At 39.3% G+C, this 25,170-nt stretch carries 24 protein-coding genes; 10 read left to right on the top strand and 14 right to left on the bottom strand.

Features of this window, described 5'->3' with window-relative positions:
• Positions 1 to 49 precede the first annotated feature (49 nt).
• Both P9B04_RS21100 and P9B04_RS21095 read right to left on the bottom strand, forming a co-directional pair.
• On the bottom strand, positions 50 to 1,267 hold the full coding sequence (locus P9B04_RS21100; protein WP_342056939.1) for a lipid-A-disaccharide synthase-related protein: 1,218 nt from the start codon (positions 1,265 to 1,267) through the stop codon (positions 50 to 52).
• Positions 1,268 to 1,401: 134 nt separating this feature from the next.
• Positions 1,402 to 2,325, bottom strand: coding sequence for an NAD(+) kinase (locus P9B04_RS21095; RefSeq protein WP_342056938.1), 924 nt, complete (start codon positions 2,323 to 2,325; stop codon positions 1,402 to 1,404).
• A 242-nt stretch (positions 2,326 to 2,567) separates the two neighbouring features.
• On the opposite strand from P9B04_RS21095, the gene P9B04_RS21090 reads away from it, so the two are divergent.
• Complete coding sequence (locus P9B04_RS21090) at positions 2,568 to 2,930, top strand: hypothetical protein (RefSeq protein ID WP_342056937.1); 363 nt, start codon at positions 2,568 to 2,570, stop codon at positions 2,928 to 2,930.
• Positions 2,931 to 3,021: 91 nt separating this feature from the next.
• On the opposite strand, the gene P9B04_RS21085 is transcribed toward P9B04_RS21090, so the two are convergent.
• From P9B04_RS21085 to P9B04_RS21055, 7 genes are all read right to left on the bottom strand, one after another.
• Positions 3,022 to 3,744, bottom strand: coding sequence for a DUF2232 domain-containing protein (locus tag P9B04_RS21085; protein ID WP_342056936.1), 723 nt, complete (start codon positions 3,742 to 3,744; stop codon positions 3,022 to 3,024).
• Between the two features lie 4 nt (positions 3,745 to 3,748).
• Entirely contained in the window at positions 3,749 to 4,456 is a 708-nt protein-coding gene (locus tag P9B04_RS21080; RefSeq protein WP_342056935.1) for a Crp/Fnr family transcriptional regulator, read from the bottom strand.
• A gap of 365 nt (positions 4,457 to 4,821) precedes the next feature.
• On the bottom strand, positions 4,822 to 5,511 hold the full coding sequence (locus tag P9B04_RS21075) for a hypothetical protein (RefSeq protein WP_342056934.1): 690 nt from the start codon (positions 5,509 to 5,511) through the stop codon (positions 4,822 to 4,824).
• Between the two features lie 66 nt (positions 5,512 to 5,577).
• On the bottom strand, positions 5,578 to 6,627 hold the full coding sequence (locus P9B04_RS21070) for a caspase family protein (RefSeq protein ID WP_342056933.1): 1,050 nt from the start codon (positions 6,625 to 6,627) through the stop codon (positions 5,578 to 5,580).
• A gap of 213 nt (positions 6,628 to 6,840) precedes the next feature.
• Positions 6,841 to 7,044, bottom strand: coding sequence for a type II toxin-antitoxin system HicB family antitoxin (locus tag P9B04_RS21065; RefSeq protein ID WP_342056932.1), 204 nt, complete (start codon positions 7,042 to 7,044; stop codon positions 6,841 to 6,843).
• A gap of 43 nt (positions 7,045 to 7,087) precedes the next feature.
• On the bottom strand, positions 7,088 to 7,240 hold the full coding sequence (locus P9B04_RS21060) for a type II toxin-antitoxin system HicA family toxin (RefSeq protein WP_342056931.1): 153 nt from the start codon (positions 7,238 to 7,240) through the stop codon (positions 7,088 to 7,090).
• Positions 7,241 to 7,312: 72 nt separating this feature from the next.
• A complete protein-coding gene (locus tag P9B04_RS21055) occupies positions 7,313 to 7,804 on the bottom strand; it encodes a hypothetical protein (protein ID WP_342056930.1) in 492 nt (163 codons plus the stop codon).
• Positions 7,805 to 7,948: 144 nt separating this feature from the next.
• Here P9B04_RS21055 and P9B04_RS21050 point away from each other — a divergent pair, with 144 nt between their 5' ends.
• Genes P9B04_RS21050 through P9B04_RS21040 form a run of 3 tightly spaced genes read left to right on the top strand, consistent with a single transcriptional unit; the run spans position 7,949 to position 9,246 of the window.
• Positions 7,949 to 8,179 carry a type II toxin-antitoxin system HicB family antitoxin gene (locus P9B04_RS21050; RefSeq protein ID WP_342056929.1) on the top strand — a complete coding sequence of 77 codons (231 nt, stop codon included), beginning with the start codon at positions 7,949 to 7,951 and terminating at the stop codon, positions 8,177 to 8,179.
• A complete protein-coding gene (locus P9B04_RS21045) occupies positions 8,172 to 8,393 on the top strand; it encodes a type II toxin-antitoxin system HicA family toxin (RefSeq protein ID WP_342056928.1) in 222 nt (73 codons plus the stop codon). The genes P9B04_RS21050 and P9B04_RS21045 overlap by 8 nt, the downstream gene beginning before the upstream one ends.
• Positions 8,394 to 8,430: 37 nt before the next feature.
• Entirely contained in the window at positions 8,431 to 9,246 is an 816-nt protein-coding gene (locus P9B04_RS21040) for a hypothetical protein (RefSeq protein WP_342056927.1), read from the top strand.
• A gap of 57 nt (positions 9,247 to 9,303) precedes the next feature.
• Here P9B04_RS21040 and P9B04_RS21035 read toward each other — a convergent pair whose 3' ends face one another.
• From P9B04_RS21035 to P9B04_RS21015, 5 genes are all read right to left on the bottom strand, one after another.
• A complete protein-coding gene (locus tag P9B04_RS21035; protein ID WP_342056926.1) occupies positions 9,304 to 11,775 on the bottom strand; it encodes an ATP-dependent Clp protease ATP-binding subunit in 2,472 nt (823 codons plus the stop codon).
• A gap of 170 nt (positions 11,776 to 11,945) precedes the next feature.
• Entirely contained in the window at positions 11,946 to 12,587 is a 642-nt protein-coding gene (gene hisG, locus P9B04_RS21030) for an ATP phosphoribosyltransferase (RefSeq protein ID WP_342056925.1), read from the bottom strand.
• Positions 12,588 to 13,254: 667 nt separating this feature from the next.
• The gene (gene aroC, locus P9B04_RS21025) at positions 13,255 to 14,346 is read right to left on the bottom strand and encodes a chorismate synthase (RefSeq protein ID WP_342056924.1); all 1,092 of its coding nucleotides are present in this window, start codon (positions 14,344 to 14,346) and stop codon (positions 13,255 to 13,257) included.
• 125 nt (positions 14,347 to 14,471) lie between these two features.
• The gene (locus P9B04_RS21020) at positions 14,472 to 15,974 is read right to left on the bottom strand and encodes a DUF2252 domain-containing protein (RefSeq protein WP_342056923.1); all 1,503 of its coding nucleotides are present in this window, start codon (positions 15,972 to 15,974) and stop codon (positions 14,472 to 14,474) included.
• An 88-nt stretch (positions 15,975 to 16,062) separates the two neighbouring features.
• Positions 16,063 to 17,283 (bottom strand): molybdopterin molybdotransferase MoeA, encoded by a 1,221-nt coding sequence (locus P9B04_RS21015; RefSeq protein WP_342056957.1) that lies wholly within the window; start codon positions 17,281 to 17,283, stop codon positions 16,063 to 16,065.
• A gap of 183 nt (positions 17,284 to 17,466) precedes the next feature.
• Between P9B04_RS21015 and P9B04_RS21010 the strand changes: the two genes are divergently transcribed.
• The 6 genes from P9B04_RS21010 (at position 17,467) to P9B04_RS20985 (ending at position 25,148) form a co-directional block, all read left to right on the top strand.
• Positions 17,467 to 18,138, top strand: a complete 672-nt coding sequence (locus tag P9B04_RS21010; protein ID WP_342056956.1) for a hypothetical protein — start codon at positions 17,467 to 17,469, stop codon at positions 18,136 to 18,138.
• A 358-nt stretch (positions 18,139 to 18,496) separates the two neighbouring features.
• On the top strand, positions 18,497 to 19,702 hold the full coding sequence (locus P9B04_RS21005) for a response regulator (RefSeq protein ID WP_342056955.1): 1,206 nt from the start codon (positions 18,497 to 18,499) through the stop codon (positions 19,700 to 19,702).
• Positions 19,703 to 19,843: 141 nt separating this feature from the next.
• Complete coding sequence (locus P9B04_RS21000; RefSeq protein ID WP_342056922.1) at positions 19,844 to 20,206, top strand: response regulator transcription factor; 363 nt, start codon at positions 19,844 to 19,846, stop codon at positions 20,204 to 20,206.
• Positions 20,207 to 20,227: 21 nt separating this feature from the next.
• A complete protein-coding gene (locus P9B04_RS20995) occupies positions 20,228 to 20,797 on the top strand; it encodes a chemotaxis protein CheW (protein WP_342056921.1) in 570 nt (189 codons plus the stop codon).
• A gap of 162 nt (positions 20,798 to 20,959) precedes the next feature.
• Entirely contained in the window at positions 20,960 to 24,385 is a 3,426-nt protein-coding gene (locus P9B04_RS20990) for a methyl-accepting chemotaxis protein (protein WP_342056920.1), read from the top strand.
• A gap of 133 nt (positions 24,386 to 24,518) precedes the next feature.
• Positions 24,519 to 25,148, top strand: coding sequence for a Tll0287-like domain-containing protein (locus tag P9B04_RS20985; RefSeq protein ID WP_342056919.1), 630 nt, complete (start codon positions 24,519 to 24,521; stop codon positions 25,146 to 25,148).
• The last annotated feature ends 22 nt before the right edge of the window (positions 25,149 to 25,170 follow it).

Here is a 25,170-nt window from a genome sequence, read left to right as displayed (position 1 = left end):
ATTATAACACAAAACAACTAGATAAAAGGAAAATTTAAGAAAAAATAATCTAAGAATTATCTTTGCTCTGAACTCCCAGATTAGATATTAAAAAACGAGCAATCCTTTCAGAAGCACCTGGGGGACCAAAACGGGCTTTTCCCTTGATTTCGCAATCTTCTAAATAACCCTTATTAACAACAGTTTTAGCCACACATCGGGCTGCTTCTTTGAGGGTTTCAGATGTAGCAGGACCTGTACCTATAGTTTGAGCGCAACTACCAATTAAACGGGTTTGTGCCTCAGCAAACTCGTAGGTAAACTGGGGACCTTCTCCTGGTACTTGAATCACTGGTTTACCCAATGCAATCCCTTGATCCACAGCTAATCCTGCCATTCCTAACATTACTGTACAGTGGTGTAAAATATCATTAAAACCATCAGAATAACAAAGAACTTCTACGGTTCCCTGTGGAGTTTTATAACTCAATTTATTGTTTTCGTATTGCCAGTTTTCGCTCTCAGCTATTGCTGTTAATTCTGTCATCAACTTCGGGACTAAAGCGGCTCGAAATTGTATTTTTTCCAAGGGGATAACTTGAATAATTTCTCGAATAAGATTCAGTTGTAATTTAAAGTTGCGAACCGCCTCGGGTAGTCTTGATCCTGGCAATAAAGCAACCATGGGAATATCAGCTTTCAGTTGTAAATCTTTGTTAGTAGGCTGTAATTTATCGAGGGAAGGAATACCCCCAAATTTAGCCTTAGTAATACCCTGTTGCTTCAAATCTTTGGCGGTGTAAGGATCTCTAGTAAACACCCCTAAACAGCGAGGCGATCGCAGAAAAGTGCCGATGAATGGGCCAACTTTCAATGTCCCTTCGTATAACGCAGATAGACAAGAAATAAAAGAAACATAAGGATAACCCGTAGAATAAGCAAATCCTTGGGATACGGTGTCGCCGGTTGCCATAATTAAATCGCAACTAGGTGCGCACTGCCAAACCGCCCGTAACTGTTGCCAGGTTAACCCCACTAACCCCGCTTTTAAGTCCGTCAACAAACGTAAACGATTAATATAAGAAAAGCCTCCAGAGGGCATATTTTGGGTCGGTCCGATAATGGGGACATCCAAGCGTCGGTAGGCATTCCCTTCCCCCACAATGGGCATAGCCATCACCTCCAGATTGGGGTACAGTTGTAGCAGAGCTTCAATGACGTAGGAAGAGTGATTATCCTCCCCATGACCATTGCTGATGAATAATATTCGCTTAGAGGGTGACGGCATAGGATTTTACTTAATATTTTTTGATCTTTAATACTCGGTTATCAGTCATCAGTTCCTGGTTTAATTTATGACCTACTGTTAACTTTTCCCCGAAGAATATTTAACCTTAAAGTCTCAATATTACACCATTCGGTCTAATTAACTCGATGATTATTATCAAAATGAATTCTTGTCCCCGCCCATTGTAACTTTTCCCGTAGGGTTTGATAGAAAGAGTAATTTTCTCGTAAAACGATAAACCTAGCCATACGAGGAGCCATTCTAACCGATATCCATTGACCAGGCCAAATAGAAGTGGCCAAAGAACTATCTGTCCACAATTTGGTATTCAATTCATAATCTCCCAAAGACCAAATATTGACAACAGAACGCGGTGGAATAACAATGGGACGACTGGACAAACTCAAAGGACAAATAGGGGTAACAGCGATCGCATCCATTCCAGGATGAATAATTGGCCCGTTAGCCGAAGCAGTGTAACAAGTAGAACCCGTCGGGGTAGCAACCAATAACCCATCCCCTTGATATTGATCGACAATTTCTCCATCTACTTCCAGTTCTAAAATAGCAGTGGGCATTCGGTCGATACTAGCTGGTTTGATGCACATTTCGTTAAGACAGTAGAAGCGATCGCTTCCAGACTCAGGGGAACAGCGATCTCCTTCACAGACTCGCGCCTCCAACATCATCCTTTGTAACATGGCGTAGCGATCGCTTTGCAGACGGTGCCAAACTTGTGCAGTATCTTTGAATAGTTCAAAGGGTTCGGTTAAAAATCCGAGATGCCCCCCCACATTCACCGCTAAGATGGGTATTCCTTCGGGGGCCAGTTGTCTTGCGGAAGCTAAAATTGTGCCGTCTCCCCCTAAAACAATGGCTAAATCGATCTTTTCTGAAGCAGAGGAAAGAAACACTGGGTAGGGATTGTCTTTATAGCCACTAGGCCCCATTAATACCTTACACTCCAGGGCTTCTAGTTCTTTAGCGCAACGTTGAGCCCATGTTTGACTATGGGTGTCTCCTGCTTTGTAGGCGATGATAACTTGTTTTAGTTCCACGTTGATGTACTAAATAGGGATCTTCTTCTTATTGTTAACCTTAATGCTCTGGCAAAAGAGCAACTTTAGTTACATTTTAACTGGGGCATTATTTAGTTGTGGATGAAGCGTTAACTGTTCATCGGTCACTTTTGATACATTGCATATTTTTAAGTTTTGATTATCTTAGATAGGTGGGGCAATTTAGCCCAGTGCTTGATCTTGATTGAAGGACCGAATGACCTATGAACCCTTTAAGACTCGTGAATTACATTTGGCCTGCTTTTGTGAGCATGGTTATTTTGAGTGCGATCGTGGCTTCTTTACCCAACGTACTAGCCAATGAACCCTCGCTTACCACGGTAGAAACCCTCGAACCCCCAGAAACCCCTACAGGGACTTGGGAAGATTTAGAGGGTTTAGAAAGCCAAACAAATCAACAGTGGTCTTGGGATGTGCAAGAAAGCGATGGGATTATTTCTGAAAATCTCGAATATGAACTATCCACTGAGCTTTCTCCTGATTCTCCCACCACTGATGCTAAAAAAGACCACGAAGACTGGGATAATAGCAACCGAGGTGATCCTAAAAGTAGCGGAGGATTGATCCCTTTTGCTGACTTTTAGTTTTTCAGCCCTATTTGTTTTCCTTGTCTATCTACTTGAGCTTAAGATCCTTTGTTTTGGGATCCCGTTTTACTTACTTTTTCACACATGATTACTCGTAATCTAAAATAATTTGTACCCATTTAGGAGGACGAGGGATTGGATTACCTAGTTTATCTAGCACTAATAAGGCTACCAAATGTACCGACAATAGATAAATAAGACTATTTACAAAAATCGTAAAAATTACCAAGCCTTGAATGAAGGTAGAACTCGGCTGAGCTAAAATACCGACTCTCAAAAATATCCATTCGGCGAACCCTGCCATCTGATTGGTGATATATTGCCAGAGATCTTCCCCTAAAAGAATAGAAAATAACCAAAAACGAAAAAATAAACCGAATGTACTCAATAAAGACCCTGTAATTATAGAAAACTCCCAGGGTACATTTCTGCGCCAAAACGCCCCTAACTGAACCCCTATAAATCCATAAGGCATTAAGAACACAATGCTACGGGTAGGCCCCATTAATACTGTTAGTAATAACCCAGATACTAAAGCCCCCATCCAAGCTGCGCGGTTTCCCCACCGTAAATAAAGCAGAGCAATGGGAAGAGGGAAAAATATCCTAAATAGTGGACCGAGGGGGAAATAGTAGTTGATTAACCAGATCAAACTACCTGCACTGGCTAGAAAGGCTGTTTCTACCATAGCCAGTGTTTGCTGAATCTTAGCAGATTTTGGGTTTAGGGGAGAGGTGGGGATTTTTGCAGGGGTCAACTCAGGTTTATTGAGTAGTTCATCCCCTTCGTCTACCCAGTTGGAATCATCCATTATGTTAGGAAATAATTTGTTCTAGATTGTTCAAAGAAAAGATACACAAGATATCGTCTTCTCGTTTAATTAAACCTTTTTTTTCTAATTTAGTCAGAGATCGTGTCACTGTTTCTCGGGCTAATCCACTAATACTGCTCAATTCCCGATGGGGTAAATTAGGGATTTCTACACCTTTGCTGGTTTGCTTTCCCTGTCCCTCAGCCAAGAATAAAAGAGTATCAGCAACCCGTGAGAGACTGTCGGCTTCCCGTAACCTCAATCGTCGGTTTAGTTGCCGCAGACGTTTGGCCATAACCTGAGCTAATCTAATCCCTGCCACGGGGTCAATATTGAGCAAGCTCACAAAATCCTGTGCAGGAATGCTACTGATGGTGGTAGGGGTTAAAGTAATGGCATCGGTCGATCGAGGGGCTTCTTCTAAAGCCGCCATTTCACCGATAATTTCTCCTTTTCCCACGATATTCAAGGTTACTTCTTTCCCGTCAACATTATGGGTGCGAATCTTTACCCATCCGTCTAAGATAAAGTAAACAGACCCCCCCCAGTCATTTTCTAGGAGAATGACACGATTGGCTGGATGACTACGAAGTACGGCATGGTTCATCACCAGTTTTAGACTCTGTTCTGGTAACTCACTGAAAAAGGGGGCTTTTATTAGACTGTCTCGGAGATCTGGAGATTGGTTACGATAGTTTTTGATATCTTCCATAAGCTTCATAAGCAGATTACAAATCGATCTGCTATGCTAAGCGTATCAAAAATCATCGACTTAATGATTAAAGTTTCTGGAGCATCTTAGGCTTGAGAGTATCATGGTCTGAGAGGGATAAATTAATACTATAGCCAAAACTGGCGATCGCCTTCTAATATTGTCGCCGGATAAATGCCTTTTAAGCGTAATCCTGCCATTTTATCAGCACCGTGTAATGGCATGGGTTGAACTTTCTTCCTTACACCCTTACAGTTTCGTTAATTCTTGCAGACTCTTGTTAAATCTATGTCAGTTTTTTCATGGTTCAAGCATCCATTGCAGGGTAACAATTTCGCCATTTGGGAATAAATATATTTCATTCCTTAATTAATAGGTTTGCAGGAAGGATTAAAACTATAAACATTTTTCCACCGCTTAACTGTTTCTACTCCAATAGGAAAGATTATAGTAGAACCATCAGAAAAAGTTATTCTACCTTTAACTTCTTGTGGTGAAGATGACCTTAAATGATTAACTTGTTCAGAGTTTATAGGAAAGCTTTGTTTTCCTACATATAAAACTCCTGTTCTATTATAAGAAATTTGGTTGTTACTCACTTTATAGGTATAATTTTGCTTCCAGTATTGAGCATTAGCAATACCTTCACGTCGTAACCTGATAATCGTGCCATCAACTCCAATATCAAGTCGAATGGGAGTCAATTTTTGATGATCAATTGGATTAGAAGAAGATGCGTATTGAAAAATCAATCTAACAAAACAGCCCTCAATTTTACTTCCCCAAAGAGAAATAAAATTTTGTTTTCCAGGATGTGGAGGATTAGTAAATACAATAAGGCCACCATTTGTATCTTCATACTTGTCTATAACCACCTTACCAATAGATGAATTGATTAAACTGTCTTGAATATCAAGAACTTGACTATATGGCAAGTCTGGGAGACCCCAAGGCAATAAATTTTGGATATTAAGATCATCCTCTATAATTGATCCTTCTGATTTTTCAGCCAAAGCATAATTAGTTTTTATAAACAAGTGAGTGATTGTAAGCAAGCTGAAAGCTACCATTACAAAAGTTTTTTTTTACATATAATTTACCTTTTTTTATGTCAAAACATCTTAACACTTTTCTTCATAGCCTGGACAAGTTATAGTACTTGGGCTTGATTCTATTGTAGGAGGACGACGTGGCTTAAAATCATCATTATGACCATCATCTGAATCTGATGGTTTATTTTTATCTATTGGGGTTGGTACAATAGGAGGTTCAAAAACGGGAATAGTACTAATTGACTGAGGATTCAAATGAAACTCACCCCCAACTAAATTAGCGATTGTCCAAGGTTTTTGCTCTTTATTTGTCTTTTTGTGAACCGATTGACTAACCCGTCTCAACATTAACTGTACATCTAAATTTGCTGTCTTGATGTGTTGCAGTAATGCTGAAGTAAAAGGAGAATTTCTAGTATTTATTCCATCGGCTGCTAATTCATTTGGTGCAGTGGCAAATGCCATAACGGTTCCTTCGGGGAGCGACTTGACTTCTGCTAAACCCCGATTTGATAAACTACGATAAGAAGAAAGCAAGTGACTATAAAAAGAAGGCAATTGACTATAAAAAGGCTCCTCTCGACAAGCATCAATAATAACGATATTTATGCGAGTTTGCGCTGTTTCCATTGCATCTAATACCGTTTCCAGGTCAAGATATTCACGTTTTACGTCCTTTTCTCGCTTAAGTTGCGCTTTGAGGGGAGTCAAATAGTTTTCTCCCCCCATCTGTATCCCATGTCCCGCATAATAAAACAAACCAACCCCACCATATCGTAATTCTTGGCTAAACTTATCTATTTCTTCCTCCATCGTCGGTAAATCTGTGTCTTTCACCAACGTTACCTCAAATCCCAATTCTTCCAACGCTTTTGCTATATCTGTTGCATCATTTACAGAATTAGATAAAGGTTTTTCTTTATAATCAGCGTTCCCGATAACCAGCGCAACTTTAGACTGTTTTTGAGCAATTAAAGTCTGATTATGGGTAGGTTGGGTTTCCTTATTAAACCCAACAGGAATAAAATTATTATGGGTGGTTGCTTGGGAGGCAGTAACGGTTATAAAACCTAAACCAGTGATGATTGAGATAGGGAGAGACTGTCTCAGGGGAAACATTAGAAAATTCCGATAATTTTGTCCAATTACAGTCTAATCAATTTCTTAAATTTCAACTGGTAAATCTGGCAAAAATTCTACCCTTGTCATGAATCTAATTAAACAGATATAACCCTACGCATGATTATTAGAACATCTATAATATTCCTCATTGCTTCGGAATGATAATTAAAGACACTTGAAATATCCTAACCTATTTTTTTATTACTATATCTAAGCAACTTCAGAGCAATAAGTAGTCGGTATTGGTAACGATTCTCCTGTTAATTTGTAATCTTCAATTAATAAATCTAGAACTTCTACCCCATTAGTTACTACTTCATTATAAGTATCACCATGAGTTCTCCATTTTTGTCCTGTAAAGTCGGGTAATCCAACTAAATAACAATTATCTTTATCTAACCATTGGATAATCATCTGATATTTAAGTTTATCTATTTTTGTCTCTCTTGTTAACTTCTTAAATTGCTTTTAAAACTTCTTTCTCTAAATATTCTCTCGCATCAGAACCATCTTTTACTGAAATAGTAATTATCCCTGCATACAAGGGGTTAAACCAGTTTGAATGACTAACTTTACCAGTACGAGAAATAAATCCTGCTTGTGTTAACATTTGTTTCAGTTCTCAAATTTTCTTAGGCATTAGTGATCAATAACGTAACTCACCATTATAGCGTTAATTAATCTACTTTATAATTTGCTTTATTTTGACTGTGATTGTTCCTGATGAATCGAAAGTTATCATTTTTATTCCATAATTTTTTCCTGTAGTATCTTGTATAAATCTGTTGTATCCCCCCTCACTTAAGCTATCTAAATTTAGGGTTGCTTTTTTTATACCTTTGTCTACTATTAAGGCATTTATTGGCAATTTCGATAAAATTTTATCACCTCCACGCCAAGGAAATGTTATGATTGTACCATCAGAATTCTTGACCCAAACATCACCTTTAAATTCTATTTCCTTTACTTGAGAAATGAGAATTTTTTCTGCTCCACCGTTGCCTTCAATTGTTAAATAATTAGCATTAAAAGCAATCAATTTCCCTGTATGTGATCCTTTATTTAAACGTACCGTAACCAAGTCTGAAACCGATAAATTAATAGCAGGTCTTTGATTAGTAACTGTTGAACTTTGACTAATTTCTAGATTAGGGGTGTCTTTGGTATTTCCCATCAATCCTGTAACTGATAAGATAATGGTTATTGTGACAGTTAGGCTGTATGTAAAAAACTTCATCTTTTTAAGAGTAAGCTTGATGTTTAGGTATATTATACTATAGTCAATAAAAGTCAACTATTGCTGTAAGCCATACTTATTATGTTAACTCCGATTTCTCAAAAACGTACTATATTACTTTATCCTGATGAAGATGGCTATATTATTGCTGAAGTTCCGAGTTTACCGGGTTGTTTTAGTCAGGGACAAACCAAAAAGGAAGCCTTAGACAATATTCAAGAAGCTATAAATCTTCATATTGAAGTCTTACAAGAAAGAGGAGAGTTAATTCCTGAAGATAATATTGAAGTAACTTCTATTTTTTATGAGTAAACTACCCGCAATTTCTGGTAAAGAATGTGTCAAAGTATTGAAAAAAATAGATTTTTTAGTTTATCGACAGCGTGGTAGTCATATCACGTTAATAAGAGAAAATTCATCCACTCAAGTTACTATTCCTAACCATCGGACTATTGCTAAAGGGACACTGCGTAATATTATTCGTCAAGCAGGTTTAACTGTTGATGAATTTATTGATCTACTATAATCAATTTACTACTGTAATTCTCAAAACATATTAAATTGTGACTTCATCTCCTGAGAACAATCAAGATATTAATCCTTTAGGTAAATTAGCGAGTTTAATTGCTTTATTAGCAATTGCACTTTACTTTACTGGATGGGTTTATAGATGGGCTTATTTTGGCTTTTTTCAAGTAGAAGTAATGACCTTGAATTTACCTTTAGAGTCGTTTTATTTAGCTGCTCTTCAAGCACTTTTTGGACATCCTCTAGCTTGGTTCATGACAATTATTACCTTTGTCATGATTCCTATTATTATTTTGATTAGTTTTCAATTATTAGACTCAGTTATCAATCAAGTTACTACATATTACCCAGGAGACGCTTTAAGATTGAATCAAGATCAATTAAATTTACTGAAATTTCTTGTTTCTTTAGTAGATGAATTAGTAGTTGTTTTTTGGGTATTAATCGCTTTATTTATATTAGCATTTGGGCAAGAAAATAGAGATGCTTGGAGAGATGCAGTCAATGAGAGTTCAAGACTGCCTATTGTTACTGTTGCTATTTCTGATAAAAATGCGGCCCTAGGACGAAAATTAAATGCTTCCGATGATCCCTCAGATTTTCGTATTATTGGTGATAACAACTTTTATAATAACCTTGTTGGTCAAGAATTAAATGACCTTGAAAAATCAAGAGTTTGGCGTTTATTAATCGATAGGGATGGTTATTTTTATATCTTTCCAGCATTACCAAAAAAAGATAAGTATTCTAGCATACCTGTAGTGATTATTTATGAAAGTGGAAACGGTGATCAATTAACCATCCTGAGTCCTAAAGTTTCAGAAGAAGTTTCAGAAGAAGAATATAAATAAAAAAACGGCAGAAGCTGAGAAACTTCTACCGTTGCTTGAGGGTTAAATCCAAATGATTTACGAGTCAGTAGCTTTCGCTAAAACAGGTTGTTGCTTTTCGCCAGAAACGACTTGAACTTTTCCGTCTTCGCCGATATCAACCACAGCTACATCCCCTTCGCCAACTTTTCCAGAAAGAATCTCTTCTGCTAGAACATCCTCTAAAAGGCGCATAATAGCACGACGTAGAGGTCTTGCACCGTAAGCAGGGTTGTACCCTTCTTCCACAAGACGTTCCTTAAATTTGTCGGTCACTTGTAGGGTGATTTCTTTCTCAGTTAAGCGTGCAAACACTTCTTTGAGGAGAATTTCGGAAATTTCCTTGACCTCTTCCTTGTTCAACTGACGGAAGACGATGATCTCATCTAGTCGGTTGAGGAACTCAGGTCGGAAGTATTGCTTCAATTCTTCGTTAACTAAGTTACGAATACGATTGTACTGCGCTTCGTTTTGGTCGTCTTCAAACTCAAATCCGAGGCCACCGCCACCTTTTTCAATGACCTTAGAACCGATGTTGGAGGTCATGATTAATAAGGTGTTCTTGAAGTCCACGGTACGTCCCTTCGCGTCCGTTAAACGACCGTCTTCTAAGATTTGCAGAAGCATATTGAAGACATCAGGGTGCGCTTTCTCAATTTCGTCGAATAGCACAACGGTGTAAGGACGACGGCGAACTGCTTCGGTGAGTTGTCCTCCTTCGTTGTACCCCACATATCCTGGAGGAGAACCAATTAACTTGGACACGGTATGGCGTTCCATGTATTCGGACATATCTAACCGAATCATGGCTTCTTCTGACCCGAAGAAGTAAGCTGCTAACGCTTTAGTTAACTCGGTTTTACCTACACCAGTGGGTCCTGAAAAGACGAAACTAGCAATAGGACGGTTGGGGTTCTTTAAGCCAACTCTAGCCCGACGAATAGCCCGAGAAACAGCTTTCACTGCGTCTTCTTGACCGATTAACCTTTGATGTAAGGTATCTTCCATGTGAAGAAGTTTTTCGGATTCTGTTTCCGTTAACTTGTTCACTGGAACTCCAGTCCAAGAGGCAACGATGTGGGCGATTTCTTCTGAATCTACAAAAGGTTCTTCGCTTTCCCCTTCTCCCTTCTTAGCGGTGGAAATAGAGCGGATTTGCTCTTTAATATCCATTTCTTGATCCCGCAATTCTCCAGCGCGATCGAAGTCTTGGGAGCGTACTGCGTCGTCTTTTTGTTTCAGTACAGTGCGCAGTTCTTTATCTAATTCCTTGGCTGCAGGAGGTAATTGAGAGTTGATTAAACGAACCCGTGATCCTGCTTCATCGATTAAGTCGATGGCTTTGTCGGGGAGATAACGGTCAGAAATATAGCGGTCAGAGAGTTTGGCCGCTGCTTCTAGAGCCTCATCCAAGATTCTTAGCTTATGGTGTTGCTCGTAACGTTCCCGAAGACCAAAGAGAATTTCGATGGTTTCGTCGATGGAGGGTTCTCCTACCATGACGGGTTGAAAACGTCTTTCTAGGGCGGCATCTCGTTCGATATGCTTACGGTATTCATCGAGGGTGGTTGCCCCGATACATTGTAATTCGCCCCTTGCTAAAGCTGGTTTGAGAATGTTAGCTGCGTCGATCGCACCTTCCGCTGCGCCGGCACCGATGAGGGTATGAACCTCGTCAATCACTAAGATCACGTTTCCAGCTTGACGAATTTCGTCCATAATTTTCTTGAGACGTTCCTCAAATTCCCCACGGTACTTGGTTCCAGCTACCAATAAGCCGATATCGAGGGTAACAACTCGTTTTTCTTCGAGAATGTCGGGAATGTCTTTGTTAGCGATGCGTTGGGCTAATCCTTCTGCGATCGCTGTTTTACCCACACCAGGTTCACCGATTAAAACGGGGTTATTTTTGGTGCGACGGCCAAGAATCTGGATTACTCGTTCGATTTCTTTTTGTCGTCCAACTACAGGGTCAAGTTGACCATCACCAGCCAACTGGGTTAGGTTGGAACCGAACTCATCGAGAGTGGGGGTTTTCGTGCGTCCTGGTGTCCCACCACCGGCGGCTACCTCTGCGGTTTCTCCTAGCTGACGAATGACCTGGGTTCTAACTTTGGAGAGATTTACGCCGAGGTTTTCAAGAACTCTGGCGGCTACGCCTTCTCCCTCTCTTATTAGACCTAAGAGAAGGTGTTCTGTGCCGATATAGTTGTGTCCTAACTGTCTTGCTTCCTCTAAGGAGAGTTCAAGAACTCTTTTTGCTCTTGGGGTAAAAGGAATTTCTACGGCAACGAAACCTGATCCGCGACCAATGATTTTCTCAACTTCAATGCGAGCATCTTTTAGGTTAACCCCCATTGATTTGAGAACTTTAGCCGCTACTCCAGTACCTTCACCGATGAGGCCAAGAAGAATTTGCTCAGTGCCAACGAAGTTGTGACCGAGGCGACGAGCTTCCTCTTGCGCCAGCATTATTACCTTAATAGCTTTTTCTGTAAAGCGTTCAAACATATCTTTATTAATCCATCACCTGTTGCTTGCCCTTGTAAGCTGATTTTAACACAGCTTTTTTGTCGAGATTACTTATGTCAAATTTTGTAGCAATGACTACTGTTTTTGCGTTTTCTTGTAGTTACTGTGTCCTAGTTCCTCCATTAATAGGGTTTTTTGGTCGATTGTTTTTATGATTTTGACACAGAATTTTTGATTTGTTCGCTCAAATCATTAAGATTATCTAAATTTAACCGATAACTGAGGGGATGGGCAATGAGGCGAGCCGTACTCTGAAATAGGGTATCCACCTCCACCAGTCCATTTTCTTTCAGGGTGCGACCGGTGGAAACTAGATCGACAATGGCTTCTGACATTCCGGTAATGGGACCGAGTTCGACAGAACCATAGAGAGGGATAATTTCTACGGGTAGGTCTAGTTGCTGAAAATACGTTTTAGCACAGTTTACAAATTTCGAGGCTACTTTGCTATTAGGGGGTAATTTTGTGGGGGTTTGGTAAGGACTGGTAGCAGGAACGGCTACGGACATCCGACAACCGCCAAATTTTAAATCTCCTAAGTGGGCAACTTCTGGGTTTTTTTCTAGTAATAAATCGTAGCCTACTACTCCTAGTTGTGCTTGTCCATATTCGACGTAAACGGGTACATCGGTTGCTCTAACTAAGAGTCCTTGGGCGGTATTGGTAGGATCTGTTATTTGTAATTGACGGTTCTTCGAGTCTAAAAAAGCACTAAAATCTAATCCAACGCTTTTAAAAAGTTCGATGGAATCTGATAATAATGCTCCTTTGGGAAGTGCAATGGTAATCATTATTGATAGTTTTTAGGACTACCTTTTATTTTATAGCAGTTTGTATTCACTGAAATTTAATATTACTTTTTACTTCTTTTATGAATATTTTTTATTAATAAAAATTCATTTACAAGGAATCTAAATATTTTAATTTAGACTAATCATTTTCAGTTCTTTCTCTATAACTACTCCATCTATCTTTCATTTTTTCACCTTCAATGGTGTCAATAGCTCCTAAAAATTATTCTATCTCTTCAAACATTTGATATACAGCAAAAAGACTATGATATTGTAAATAATTTATTATTTCTTTAAATACCCCAATTATGACTAGCTTAAATTTGAGTATAACCCAGAAAATTTTATTAAATCTATAGATTATTTTTAGAAAAATTTTATTATTTAAAACCAATAATGTGACACTTTTAAAAGTGTCTATTTTAGATTGAACATCAAGTATAAAATTCTTATCTTTATTATTAATCGATTGAATTCGATTGTGGTGTGAAAGAGTGATCGTGTGGTGTGAGAGCTCAAAAAGAAAAACACTTGGGGTCGAAACATGGCAAGACTTCCAAGTGCTTTTCTTATTATATTTAGCAACTAACTTTTTCCATTTTCCCCGTCTTGATTATCAAGATTAGTAATATCACTCTGTTGAAATTTGAACCCTAAAATTAAATCATTAATCTAACACTTTGCACTGTCCTTGCCAACGTAATAAATGATCGCACAATACGAGAGCAACCATCGCCTCTACCATAGGAACTGCCCTCGATAAAACGCAAGGATCATGTCTTCCTTTGGCAGCTAATGTTGTTTCTTCGCTTCCAGAAGTAACGGTATTTTGTTCTTTACCGATGGTAGCAGTGGGCTTAAAAGCAACACGAATAATGATGTTTTCTCCGTTGCTAATTCCTCCTTGAATACCTCCTGAACGATTAGTTTTAGTACGAATATTTCCGCTATCGTCGATATAAAATTCATCATTATGTTCGCTTCCTGTTAATAATGTTCCTTCAAAACCTGAACCAATTTCAAACCCTTTACTAGCAGGAAGAGACATGGCACCTTTAGCCAAATCTGCTTCTAGTTTATCAAAAACAGGTTCTCCTAGTCCTTTGGGAACATGACGAGCAACACATTCCACCACACCACCAATAGAGTCTTTATCTCTCCGAGTTTGGTCGATGAGATCGATCATTTTCTCTGCCATTTTTTGATCGGGACAACGGATAATGTTGCTCTCTACTTCTTCTATGGTAACGGTATTAGTATCAACGTCTCCTTCTATATCTTTAATACGTTTTACATAGCCAATAATTTCAACATTAGCAACTTGTTTTAATATCTTTTTAGCAATAGCACCAGCTGCTACCCTACCAATAGTTTCTCTAGCGGAAGATCGTCCCCCACCTTGCCAATTTCTGATGCCATATTTTGCTTCATAGGTTGCGTCTGCATGGGAAGGACGAAACTTCGCCGCCATTTCATCATAATCCTGCGATCGCACGTCTTTATTACGGACTAAAATAGCAATAGGAGTACCTAATGTCTTCCCTTGAAAAACCCCTGAAATAATCTCACAGGTATCGGTTTCTTTGCGAGGTGTAGTAATCTTACTTTGTCCAGGTCGACGACGATCTAAGTCCCATTGAATATCGCTTTCTGATATGTCTAAACGAGGAGGACAACCATCAATGATAACACCCACTCCTCCCCCGTGAGATTCTCCAAATGTTGTAATACGAAATAGATGGCCGAAGGTGTTACCCATGTTTTTAGATTAAAACTAATTCTATCGTTTAACATCATAACATTTCTAGTCTATCTAAATCTAGATTATTGTTTAGTTTTTTAGAAAATATCTTTACCTTTTTACAGGATAAAAATTACTATCTTTTACTCACAATCTGGGTAAGCACTGTTTGCATTTTCTAGCTTTAGTTCAGCTAGAAAGTTGACAAAGCTTTGATAATCTGTTTCAACTTGATTAGCGTAATTAAAAGCAGTTTTCTTAACCAATTCACGAAATTCTTTATGTTTTCCATCTGTCAATTTTGTAACTTCCTTTTCAAAGGAATAGGGAATATATTTTTCTTTAAAATCTTTGTCAGCACGAGCGTGATCTGTTGCTAAGATTTTACCCCATAGTTCGGCAATACTTAGTAAATCTGACTGCTTAGCATCGTCCCAAGTAAAATTATTTCCATTCTCATCTTTAAGATCGTCTAAAGATGCTTTACTAGGAGATATTTCTCTAACAGAATAATAACCCGAAAATTTAGCTTTTTGATCAGAAAGATATATCCAACCTAGGAGATCGTCAGTATGCTTTATTAAGGCACGATAGGCGATCGCATGACGTTCTGCATCGTTATCAAAAAAATCATTGTACGTTGCTTTTTCTCCTATGTTAAAGACTTGATAAGGTGCTGGTTTAGATTGATGTTTTATGTCTAAAATGCGATCATCTTTCAAAGAATCTGACTCTCCTTCAATTAATATGTAATAGCGAGGGGTTCCTAAAGAGCCTAACCCAGCTTTTAATCTTGGGGCAATATCTTTTACTTTGAAGTAATCTTTATTGTAGTCTTTTTTCCCTAGAGTGTTTCTGTAAGCAATCATTTGTGAAATAATTTCTTCTTTTTCTTCCGAAGATGCAACCCCTAACTTGTCTTTTTCTGCTGGAGTTTTGAAGCGTCTTTGATCATTCTCTTTAATTGTCCATTTTTTAAGTAATTTTTTTCTACTTTTTTCCTCAGCGTAACTAATCAAGTCTTTTATTTTACCATTAGTATTTTTTCTTGCAAAATAGGTTTCTGTTTCCTTATTGTTGCCTTTGTATTCCCCTAAAGTATCTAGATATGATTCTGTAAATTGATCGATAACATCAGCTATCTTCTCTTTTTCGTCTAAATTTAAAATAGTGGGTTGACTATTACTCATGGCAAGAACAATACTAGTTGCCATACGCCAAATATCATATTGATAGTCAGCAATAACGGATTCATCGAAGTCATTCAGATCAAAAATAACTTCATTTTCGTCATTATTATAAGTTCCAAAATTATCAACGTGCAAATCACCAGATATCCAAGTTTTTGTTTGCGTACTAGAAAATTGCTTCAGACTATTATCTTCTGAAAAATCTTTCCAAAATAAATAATTAGTTGCTCGATAAAATGGAAAAGCAGCATTAGCAAGACGACAATACTTTTCATATTTTATAGGTTCTTCTAAACTCTTATTAGCTTCTTCAATGTCTAAGACAACTTGCTTACTTCGAGTCTCACTGTTATTTATTTCTGCTTGGGTTTTGATGGGAAATAAACAAAAAGTGATTATTACTATAATTACAAATATTTTTACCCATTTCCTATAGAATGCACTCTTGCTATTCATTTTGAATTAGTTAACTTAAATACTGATTCAAAAATAGCATAGAATACTCTCTTAAAAGATAAAAAAATGTAAATATTTATCACTTTTTCTATAGTGCAAGAACTTGAATTTTCTCCCCTTGTTTAACTTTTGTTACCCCCACAGGTAGAATAGATAGACCATTTGCTAATCCTAAATTAATTAAATTAGCAGAATTTTGATGCCCTTTAGCTAAAGTAAATATGTGTTCACCATCCACCAACTTTAACTGTCCCCAAACGTAAGTTTCTCTTTGACCACCAGAAGATAAATCATGGTCAGATTTTGCCGTAATCAATTTTGGTTTATGATCTCCTTCTATTCCTGATAACTTATCTAAAGCAAGTTTCACAAATCGCCAGCAACACACTAAAGCAGACACTGGATTTCCTGGTAAACCAAAGTATACACATCCATTGTCAAATTTAGCCACTGTTAAAGGTTTCCCTGGTTTTATCGCAACACTATTAATCTTAATTTTACCGCCCAATTCTGCTAAAATTTTGTCTACATAATCATAATCACCAACAGAAACTCCACCAGTTGAAAGAACAAAATCAGCATTATTTATTCCTTCGATAATTTTTTTCTTAATAAGATCACGATCATCTCCAACAATTCCTAAAGATATAGGAATTCCCCCATTCTTGAGAATAAATGATTTGAGAGCATATTGATTGGAATCAATAATTTGTCCAGGTTGTAACTTTTCAGTGGGGGTAATTAATTCATTTCCTGTAGATAAAATAGCCACACGAGGACGACGATATACGGTCACAGGGAAACATTGTGCTGTTGCCAAGATAGCAATTTCTGGCTCATTAATTTTAGTTCCCAAACTCAATAATGTATCTCCTGAGCGATAAAAATCTCCTTTTTTTCTAACAAACTCACCACAATATTTAGGAGATTGTGAAACAACAATTTTATCTTTTTGTCTTTGTACATTCTCTTGTATAATTATAGTATCAACCCCATCTGGTAACACCGCACCAGTAAAAATGCGACAAGTTTCCCCTGATTTGAGGGATATTTTCGGTTGAACCCCTGCAGGAACTTCATCGACGATTTTTAGGGTTATTGGTTGATCTGTATTTCCTTGATTAACGTCTTCAAAACGTACTCCATAACCGTCCATAGCAGAATTATTCCAATAGGGAAAATCGAGACTACTAGTAATAGATTTAGCTAAAATTCTTCCCGTCAACGCATCTAACTCAAGGTTTTCCGTCTCCCGTAAGCTGTCGACTAAATTCAGGATAATTGTTTGAGCTTCTTGAACCGAAATCATGGTCATAGTATTATGTGTTTAAATGTATGAAAATAATAGATATTTCTCTGTTCAGACCGTCCTAACCATAGGACCTTTCAATGGCTCGAATCCCTGTTTCCTTCCCCAAAAGAAATACAAATTGCTACATTGCTAAAATAAAAATGTGCTAAAAAAGTATCGATAGGAATAGTCAAAGATGTGATGCACCAATGCAATGACAAAAACCTCAATCAGATAAAACTACTATTGACTCGCTACGGATTTGAAGTCAAACAAGTTCCCCTTTCTGAGTTAATAGAAGAATGGGTAGCATCTTACTCCCCCTACTGGATTCGTTTAGCCATTGTTGAAGCAATTTATCAAGGGCGTTACAAAGCCATTTCTGTAGACCATATTCTTGCCCTTTGGAAACGATTGGGACACCCCACTTACCATTTTACCTACGAATTTGAACGGTTTATCAGTCGGAATGTATTTATCGAGGACGTTATCAGTCGTAAAACAACTGAAGAACCACCTCAAGAAAAGCCATCCACTCCAGAACAACCTTCACCATCCATCCACCAGAGTATCATTACCCTAACTCCAATTCAAGAATTAGTAAAGAAAATTCCCGTACCTATTTCTTTTCCTTCAGAAATATTAACCAGCAAAACAAACAGTAAAACGTTATTAAAAAATACTAATCTCCAAGAATTACCAAAAGAAAAATTAGTAATCGATCAACAACAATCATATAACCAAAGCAGTAAAGAAAAAGAGAAAAAAAACTGTCCCATTAACCGATTCATTCCCCTTTACGACACTTCAGAGTTTTACGGAAAATTGAAAGCCGTCGCCTATCAACAACTCTCAGAAAATCAAGATAATTAACCGTCAATCTTAACGAACTTGGAAGTTAGATAAAATCTGTTTGAACGCTATACTTTTTACTGAATTGAGTAGGGGGAGCAGAGGCGGCAGAGGAAGCAAGAGGTGAGGATTTGCACTGATAATTTTCATGATAAGTAATTAAGCTGATTTCACATCAAAACTTATTTTTGAGATGAGGACTTAAGCCTTGCCTCAAAAAAATTGCAATTTCAAAAGCCAGGTTTTGAAACCTGTTATCTCGATCACAAAAAAAATTCTCCACAATCAAAATACTAGCTGTTCCTTAATGTTATTTTTTTGAAAATTCAGGGAATCCTATAACCGTAACACTGTGATTACTCAGTTTATTCAAGATGTAATGATGACAGCTGCCTATCCCCTTCAAACCCCAATTTCCATACCAGAATTTACAGCATCAAGACAAGCAGGGTTTTTTGATAGCCTCAAACAACCTAGATTTAGCGGTCAACTGATTCTAACCAATAACAGACAAGAAACATGGTTTTTTTATTTGTACTTGGGGCGAATTATGTACGCCACCGGAGGAACCCATCCCGTGAGAAGGTGGCGAAGACACATTGCCCGCTATTTACCCGAAGTTGCCTCTAAATTATCTTCTCTACAACTAGATTTAGCCAGTCTGGGGAATCAAGACTTCCGACTGTGCTGGGAATATCAACTGCTCTGTTTGTGGGTTGAACAACAGAAAGTGAGTCGCGAACAAGCAGCGAGAATGATTCGTTCAGTCATCATCGAAGTGCTATTTGATATAACTCAAAGCATGGAGGTGACTTGCGAACTCAAACAAGATAACTTGTTAGCCACCCGATTAGTTTTGATCGATGCCGATCAACTGATTCACGAAGCACAAAAACAATGGCACGCTTGGCAAGGGGCAAAAGTAGCAGATCGCTCCCCCAACGCAGCCCCAATTATTCGCCAAGGGGACGAATTACAACAACGTACCTCCCCCCAAGTCTATCAAACCCTCAAACAACTCCTAGACGGTAATCAAACCCTACGGGATCTCTCAGTGCGCATGAAGAGAGATGTAGTCACCCTAACCAGTTCCCTGTTGCCCTATGTACAGATGGGGTTAGTAGAATTGATCACGATCCAAGATCTATCCCCTCCCATATCACTACCACCCCAAAATCCCACCTTAATCGCCCCAGAAGTGCCTGCTGGTCCCTTAATCGCCTGTGTTGATGACAGTCCCTTAATGTGCCAAACCCTAGAAAAAATCCTGGTAGGAGCAAACTATCAATTTTTGGGCATTAACGATCCCCTCAGAGCGATCGCCATTCTTTTAGCCCGTAAACCGGCCGCTATTTTCCTAGATTTGGTTATGCCCAACGCCAACGGGTACGAAATTTGTGGACAACTGAGAAAACTATCCTTGTTCCGTCATACCCCCATTATTATTCTTACCGGTAATGACGGCATTGTCGATCGAGTTCGGGCCAGAATGGTTGGAGCAAGCGAGTTTATGGGTAAACCCGTCAATCCTGACTTAGTTTTAGGTGCCATTCGCAAACACCTGAAACCAGAAACCTTTGCTTAGAAAACATACTTTTTCACTCTTGTCAATTCTCGCACGCTTATGGGTGAAAGATGTTACTTTCCTCGATTTTCAGGGAATCCTAACACTAGAGAATCCCAATCGAACAACATCAATTAATCATTAACCGAGGTAAAAATAATTATGGGAACTGTCCTTGTTATTGAAGATTCCTTAACCGAAAGAGAAATTATTACCCAATATTTAAAACTAGTAGGAATTACACCTTCGATCGCCACCAGTGGAGAAGAAGGCCTCGAAAAACTGCAGGGAGAGCTTCCTGATTTGATTGTCCTCGATGTGGTTTTGCCAGGACTAAGTGGGTTCGAGATTTGTCGGGCTATTAAAGGGGAAGAACGAACCTGTGGAATTCCGATTATTATTTGTTCGACAAAAGACACCGATATGGACAAATTTTGGGGTAAACGACAAGGAGCCGATGCTTATATACCTAAGCCCATCGATCAAGATACTTTTTTGAACACCATTCAAAAACTAATTCCTTAAATTTATCAGGAGTCCGTTATTGTGGTTCAACCTCAGTTTTCTCAGACCAACTTTGCAACAACCTCCCTAAACACTCAAAACCCCGATGGATTAGAACAATTTTTGCAGTTTCGCCTAGTTCCGGACACTACCCTACTTTTGCCTGTTACTCAACTCACCGAAGTGATTACCATTCCTCTCGGTCAGATCGTTCCCATTCCTGATATGCCCTCTTGGGTAATGGGAGTCTATAACTGGCGAGGAGAGATTCTCTGGATCATGGATTTGGGACAATTACTTGGGTTAACACCTTGGTATGAGCAGGATCAAGTAAAAGCCATTTATCGTACTATTGTCCTTCATTCGGGAACAGTCTCCCAAAAAAATCCTCAAGCTCAGGGTCAACATCTAGGAGCAGTGGTTAGTGCAGTTGACGATATCGAATGGTGTCCTTCCGATGAGATTCGATCTCCCCTTGGCTCAACTATTAGTTCCAATTTAGCCCGTTTTCTCCGCGGTTATTGGTTACCCCCTCAGTCTGAAATGTGGGCGGTTTTGGACCCAGAGGCTATTCTGGCGGCTATGCCCCAACCTTCTTCAGGACTGAAGTAAAAACTTAAAAGATTACTTAATAAAAAATCAGGGTAATAAGCTTTGATTCCCTTTGTTGTAGCACTTATTTTCTAAATTTTACAGATTTAAAATTTCTTCTTTTTGCCTCCTATGTAACAGCACAGCACCCGCTTATTGATATTTATTACTTTGGTTAATACCATGACTCAGATTCCTCCTAACCTCAATCCTCAAGATAATAACGAAAACAATGGTTCTGTTGACCAAGCAGTTTCAGTAGATCAGAATGAATCCTTGGATAGCACTGATACCGAGTCTATCTTAGCCATTGAAAAAGAACTTGACTTATCGGATGAACCACCGACAAACCTCTCAATTTCTTCTCCTCAGCATTCTAGTCCGATGATGAAATGGTGGCAAAATTTAACCCTACGCTCCAAAAGTATTATGGCTGCCACGGTTATCGGTATCACCCCAGTTATTGTTGTGGGTTCTCTGGGCTATAAGATTTCTAGTGAACTTCTTTACCGTCAAATTAAAAATGCGGAAATCGCCCATGTTGAAGGGTTAAGTGGTCAGGTTTCTCGTTTTATGAGCGATCATTATTTGGATATCCAGGCCTTGGGAACTTTGGAGGTATTTACCGAAGCGCAATTAAGAGATACTGTTTCTGCTGCAGAAAAACAAAAAATTTTGGACCGTTACATTAGTATTTATGGGTTGTACGACAGTATTGCCGTCTTTGATTTGGAAGGAAATGTTATTGGCCAATCCCAAGGGAATCCCCTCAAAAATTATCAGAACCGTAGTTATTTTCAAGAGGTTCTCAAAACTAAAGCGGCTACCATCAGTCAACCCCTTATTTCCGCTACAGATGGAACGTTTAATGTCTATTTTGCCGCCCCTGTAAAGGATAGTCAGACAGGTGAGATGGTTGGGGTTATTCGCTCGAGGATGCCAGTAAAAAATCTACAGAAAATGATTCACCAAAAGAATCAACAACAAGAATATCAAAACGAAGAAAATATTTACTTAGTTAACCGAAATCAAGAGGTGTTTCTTGCTCCTGAAGGAGTGCAAATGACTTCCATGAACAGTATAGGAGAAATAGATCAGAGAGATGAGCAATCCCAGCAAGAAGTTGTTCAGGCCACATCTTTGTTCTCCGCCTATAATGCTCTTTCAGATCAGCAAAAACCAGGAGTTACCATAGACAACGAAAAAGTGTTAGCTTTAGCCCCTCTTCCTAAAATCGATGGACTAGGAAACCTAGGATGGAATACGGTGATTGCTCTCGATAAAGCCGAAGTTTTTGCTCCCCAAAGAAAACTTTTATCCGCCATCTTTTTAGGAACCTTAATCACTGCGGGATTGACAGGGGCTATGGCTATTTTACTATCTGAACAAATTACCCGTCCCCTACGCCGTGTTACTGGAGCAGTGAAAAGAATTGGAGAGGGGGATTTAAGTGTGGAAATAGAAGTCTCAGGACAAGATGAATTGGCTATTTTAGCCACAAACGTCAACACCATGAGTCAACGGATTTATGGGTTAGTGGAAAAACAAACCCTCTTCACCCAACAAGCCAACCTGCTAGCAGAAATTGCAGGTAGTATCATTTCTGACGGTCAAGCCCTACAAAAGACTTTGGAGCGAACTTTAGAAGGGTTGCGAGATATTTTGAAAGTCGATCGAGTAGTGATTTATGAATTTAATCTAGACGGTAGTGCCTTTGTTTCATACGAATCCTTAGATCCAGCCTATCCCAGTGCCAAAGAATTGCAAATTAGCGATCGCTGTATTCCTGCTGCTCTCATTCAACAATACCGTCAAGGGCGAGTTGTGCCTACCAACAATGTCCACCAAGCAGGGTTCCACCCTGAACACTATCAACTGATGAAAGATTTCCAGATTGAGGCTAATTTAGTGGTTCCCATCCTCAAGCAAGGGGATGTATTTGGCTTATTGATCGCCCATCACTGTCAACAACCTCATGCCTGGAAAGATCAAGAAATCAGCTTTATGGAGCGGGTGGCCGAACAGTTAACCATTACCCTCGATCGTATTGGCCTGCAGCAACAGCAACGCAGAGATGCCAGACTCGGTCAACAGTTACGAGATGTTACCGTGAACATTGCTAGTGCTCTCGATACACAAGAGATTATGCAAGTTGCTGTTGAGCAGATGCGTCAGACGCTGAAAACTGATCGGGTTCTAATTTATACTTTCGATGAAAAATGGATAGGAACTATCATCGCCGAGGACGTGGCCGAAGGATATCCCCGAGCCTTAAACGCCGAAATTATGGACCCTTGTTTTGCTGTAAAATTCGTCGATAGATACGTAAATGGTCGTGTCCAAGCGACTTCAGATATTTACAACGCAGGATTAACCGAATGTCACCTCAACGAACTCAAAACCTTTGAAGTCCGTGCGAATTTGGTTGCCCCCATCATACATAAAGGGAAATTATTGGGCTTATATATTGCCCACGAATGTTCAGGGCCAAGAAACTGGAATCCTTCAGAAATTAGCTTTTTCTCCCAAGTAGCGGCCCAAATTGGTTTTGCCCTAGAGAGGGCTGATCTACTTTTAGAACAGAAACAATCGGAAGAAGAACAAAGAATTGCCAAAGAACAACTACAACGACGGGCATTGGAATTACTGATGGAGGTTGATCCCGTTTCTCAAGGGGATCTTACCATTCGAGCTAGGGTGACAGAAGACGAAATTGGCACCATTGCCGACTCCTATAACGCCACCATAGAAAACTTGAGAAAAATTGTTAACCAGGTACAAAACGCCACCGGTCAACTTTCAGAGACAACCCATCACAACGACTCGGCTATTAGATCTTTCTCCCAAGAAGCTTTGGGACAGGCACAGGATATTTCTGCTGCCTTGGATAAACTGCAAGCTATGAACGAGTCTATTAGTGCTGTTGCTGCTAATGCAGAGTTAGCAGAAGCCACCGTGCAACAAGCCACTGAAACCGTAGAGCAGGGGGAAGAAGCCATGAACCGTACAGTGGACGGAATTATGGCCATTCGTCAAACCGTAGCCGAAACCGCTAAGAAAGTGAAACGGTTAGGGGAGTCGTCCCAGAAGATTTCTAAAGTGGTCAACTTAATTAGTGATTTTGCCGACCAAACTAACTTACTAGCCTTGAATGCTTCCATCGAAGCTGCCCACGCAGGAGAAGAAGGACGAGGCTTCGCGGTGGTTGCCGACGAAGTGCGATCCCTTGCCCGTCAGTCCGCAGCTGCCACAGCAGACATTGAAGCTTTAGTGGCTAGCATTCAGGCCGAAACCAACGAAGTAGTAGCCGCTATGGAAGCAGGGACAGAACAGGTGGTAACAGGAACAAAACTAGTGGATGAAACCCGTAAGAGTCTTAATCAGATCACCGCAGCTAGTATTCAAATTAGCGAGTTGGTCGAAGCTATTACCCGTTCTGCCATTGAACAGTCCCAAACCAGTGAAACCGTAACACAAACTATGACTCAAGTGGCAGCCATCTCCGATAGAAACTCTACCGAAGCAGCTCAAGTATCTGACTCTTTCCGAGAACTCTTAGCTGTTGCTCAATCCTTAGAGGAGAGCGTGCGACAGTTCAAAGTTAAGTAGCAATACTGTTCCATGAAGGATAGAGAAGAGGGAGGACACAAAAAAAACTACTACTTTTCCATTCTTTCCATGCGCTCTGTCCTTCCCATTGCCCCATAAGTTCTCAAACCCACTTCCATATTGCTAAAAAACCATGATACATCGACTAATCCGATATTTCCGACGAATAAAACTCCCTGTACGCCTAATTACTTTGATGATCATAGGGGTAGCCAGTTGGTTTGTGGTTGTCTCTTGTGGCACCCTGGATGGTAAGCAATTGGGAGCAAAAGTACCTGCTGATTTAGTGGCTGACTACATTTATCGGATTATCTGGTCCGAACGCACTATTTACGGTAAACATGTTGTGCAGCGGCTCAAAGATGAAAATGTGGTTATGGCTTCTGAACATTGGCAACAGGAGAAATCGTTGCCCCTACCAGCACAAATGTTTCGCATGAGTTCGGAGTTGGCCTCAGAAAATAGTGCTTTTAGTTACGGAGCTATTTCTCCTTGGAGTCTCAATCAGAATAATAGTCCTAACACTGAATTTGAGGAAAGGGCTATGCAGAATATCCTGGAAACTGGTTTACCTTATAAAGATTATCAAGTCAAAGATGGTAAAAAATACTTTTCAGCTCTTTATCCTGATAAAGCCGTTTCTGCCGCTTGTATCGACTGTCATAATCAACATCCAGTCCATAAACAACGTTATCCCCAAAAAGTGTTTAAGGTGGGAGATGTCATGGGAGGTATTTTAGTAAATTTACCTATAGAAAATTAAACATTTTTAGCGGACGACGAAT

The sequence above is a fragment of the Crocosphaera sp. Alani8 genome, from assembly GCF_038442745.1.
In the GTDB taxonomy this organism is placed as follows: Bacteria; Cyanobacteriota; Cyanobacteriia; order Cyanobacteriales; family Microcystaceae; genus Crocosphaera.
Note: the sequence above shows the minus strand (reverse complement) of the source record. Positions and strands in the feature narration are given on the sequence as shown.

What these genes read in the sequence shown, in the direction of transcription:
- P9B04_RS21100 (WP_342056939.1), bottom strand. Translation starts at nt 1,267, where the DNA reads ATGCCGTCACCCTCTAAGCGAATATTATTCATCAGCAATGGTCATGGG.
- P9B04_RS21085 (WP_342056936.1), bottom strand. Translation starts at nt 3,744, where the DNA reads ATGGATGATTCCAACTGGGTAGACGAAGGGGATGAACTACTCAATAAA.
- P9B04_RS21080 (WP_342056935.1), bottom strand. Translation starts at nt 4,456, where the DNA reads ATGGAAGATATCAAAAACTATCGTAACCAATCTCCAGATCTCCGAGAC.
- P9B04_RS21070 (WP_342056933.1), bottom strand. Translation starts at nt 6,627, where the DNA reads ATGTTTCCCCTGAGACAGTCTCTCCCTATCTCAATCATCACTGGTTTA.
- P9B04_RS21065 (WP_342056932.1), bottom strand. Translation starts at nt 7,044, where the DNA reads ATGATTATCCAATGGTTAGATAAAGATAATTGTTATTTAGTTGGATTA.
- P9B04_RS21060 (WP_342056931.1), bottom strand. Translation starts at nt 7,240, where the DNA reads ATGTTAACACAAGCAGGATTTATTTCTCGTACTGGTAAAGTTAGTCAT.
- P9B04_RS21055 (WP_342056930.1), bottom strand. Translation starts at nt 7,804, where the DNA reads ATGGGAAATACCAAAGACACCCCTAATCTAGAAATTAGTCAAAGTTCA.
- P9B04_RS21050 (WP_342056929.1), top strand. Translation starts at nt 7,949, where the DNA reads ATGTTAACTCCGATTTCTCAAAAACGTACTATATTACTTTATCCTGAT.
- P9B04_RS21045 (WP_342056928.1), top strand. Translation starts at nt 8,172, where the DNA reads ATGAGTAAACTACCCGCAATTTCTGGTAAAGAATGTGTCAAAGTATTG.
- P9B04_RS21035 (WP_342056926.1), bottom strand. Translation starts at nt 11,775, where the DNA reads ATGTTTGAACGCTTTACAGAAAAAGCTATTAAGGTAATAATGCTGGCG.
- hisG (WP_342056925.1), bottom strand. Translation starts at nt 12,587, where the DNA reads ATGATTACCATTGCACTTCCCAAAGGAGCATTATTATCAGATTCCATC.
- aroC (WP_342056924.1), bottom strand. Translation starts at nt 14,346, where the DNA reads ATGGGTAACACCTTCGGCCATCTATTTCGTATTACAACATTTGGAGAA.
- P9B04_RS21020 (WP_342056923.1), bottom strand. Translation starts at nt 15,974, where the DNA reads ATGAATAGCAAGAGTGCATTCTATAGGAAATGGGTAAAAATATTTGTA.
- P9B04_RS21015 (WP_342056957.1), bottom strand. Translation starts at nt 17,283, where the DNA reads ATGATTTCGGTTCAAGAAGCTCAAACAATTATCCTGAATTTAGTCGAC.
- P9B04_RS21010 (WP_342056956.1), top strand. Translation starts at nt 17,467, where the DNA reads ATGCACCAATGCAATGACAAAAACCTCAATCAGATAAAACTACTATTG.
- P9B04_RS21005 (WP_342056955.1), top strand. Translation starts at nt 18,497, where the DNA reads ATGATGACAGCTGCCTATCCCCTTCAAACCCCAATTTCCATACCAGAA.
- P9B04_RS21000 (WP_342056922.1), top strand. Translation starts at nt 19,844, where the DNA reads ATGGGAACTGTCCTTGTTATTGAAGATTCCTTAACCGAAAGAGAAATT.
- P9B04_RS20990 (WP_342056920.1), top strand. Translation starts at nt 20,960, where the DNA reads ATGACTCAGATTCCTCCTAACCTCAATCCTCAAGATAATAACGAAAAC.
- P9B04_RS20985 (WP_342056919.1), top strand. Translation starts at nt 24,519, where the DNA reads ATGATACATCGACTAATCCGATATTTCCGACGAATAAAACTCCCTGTA.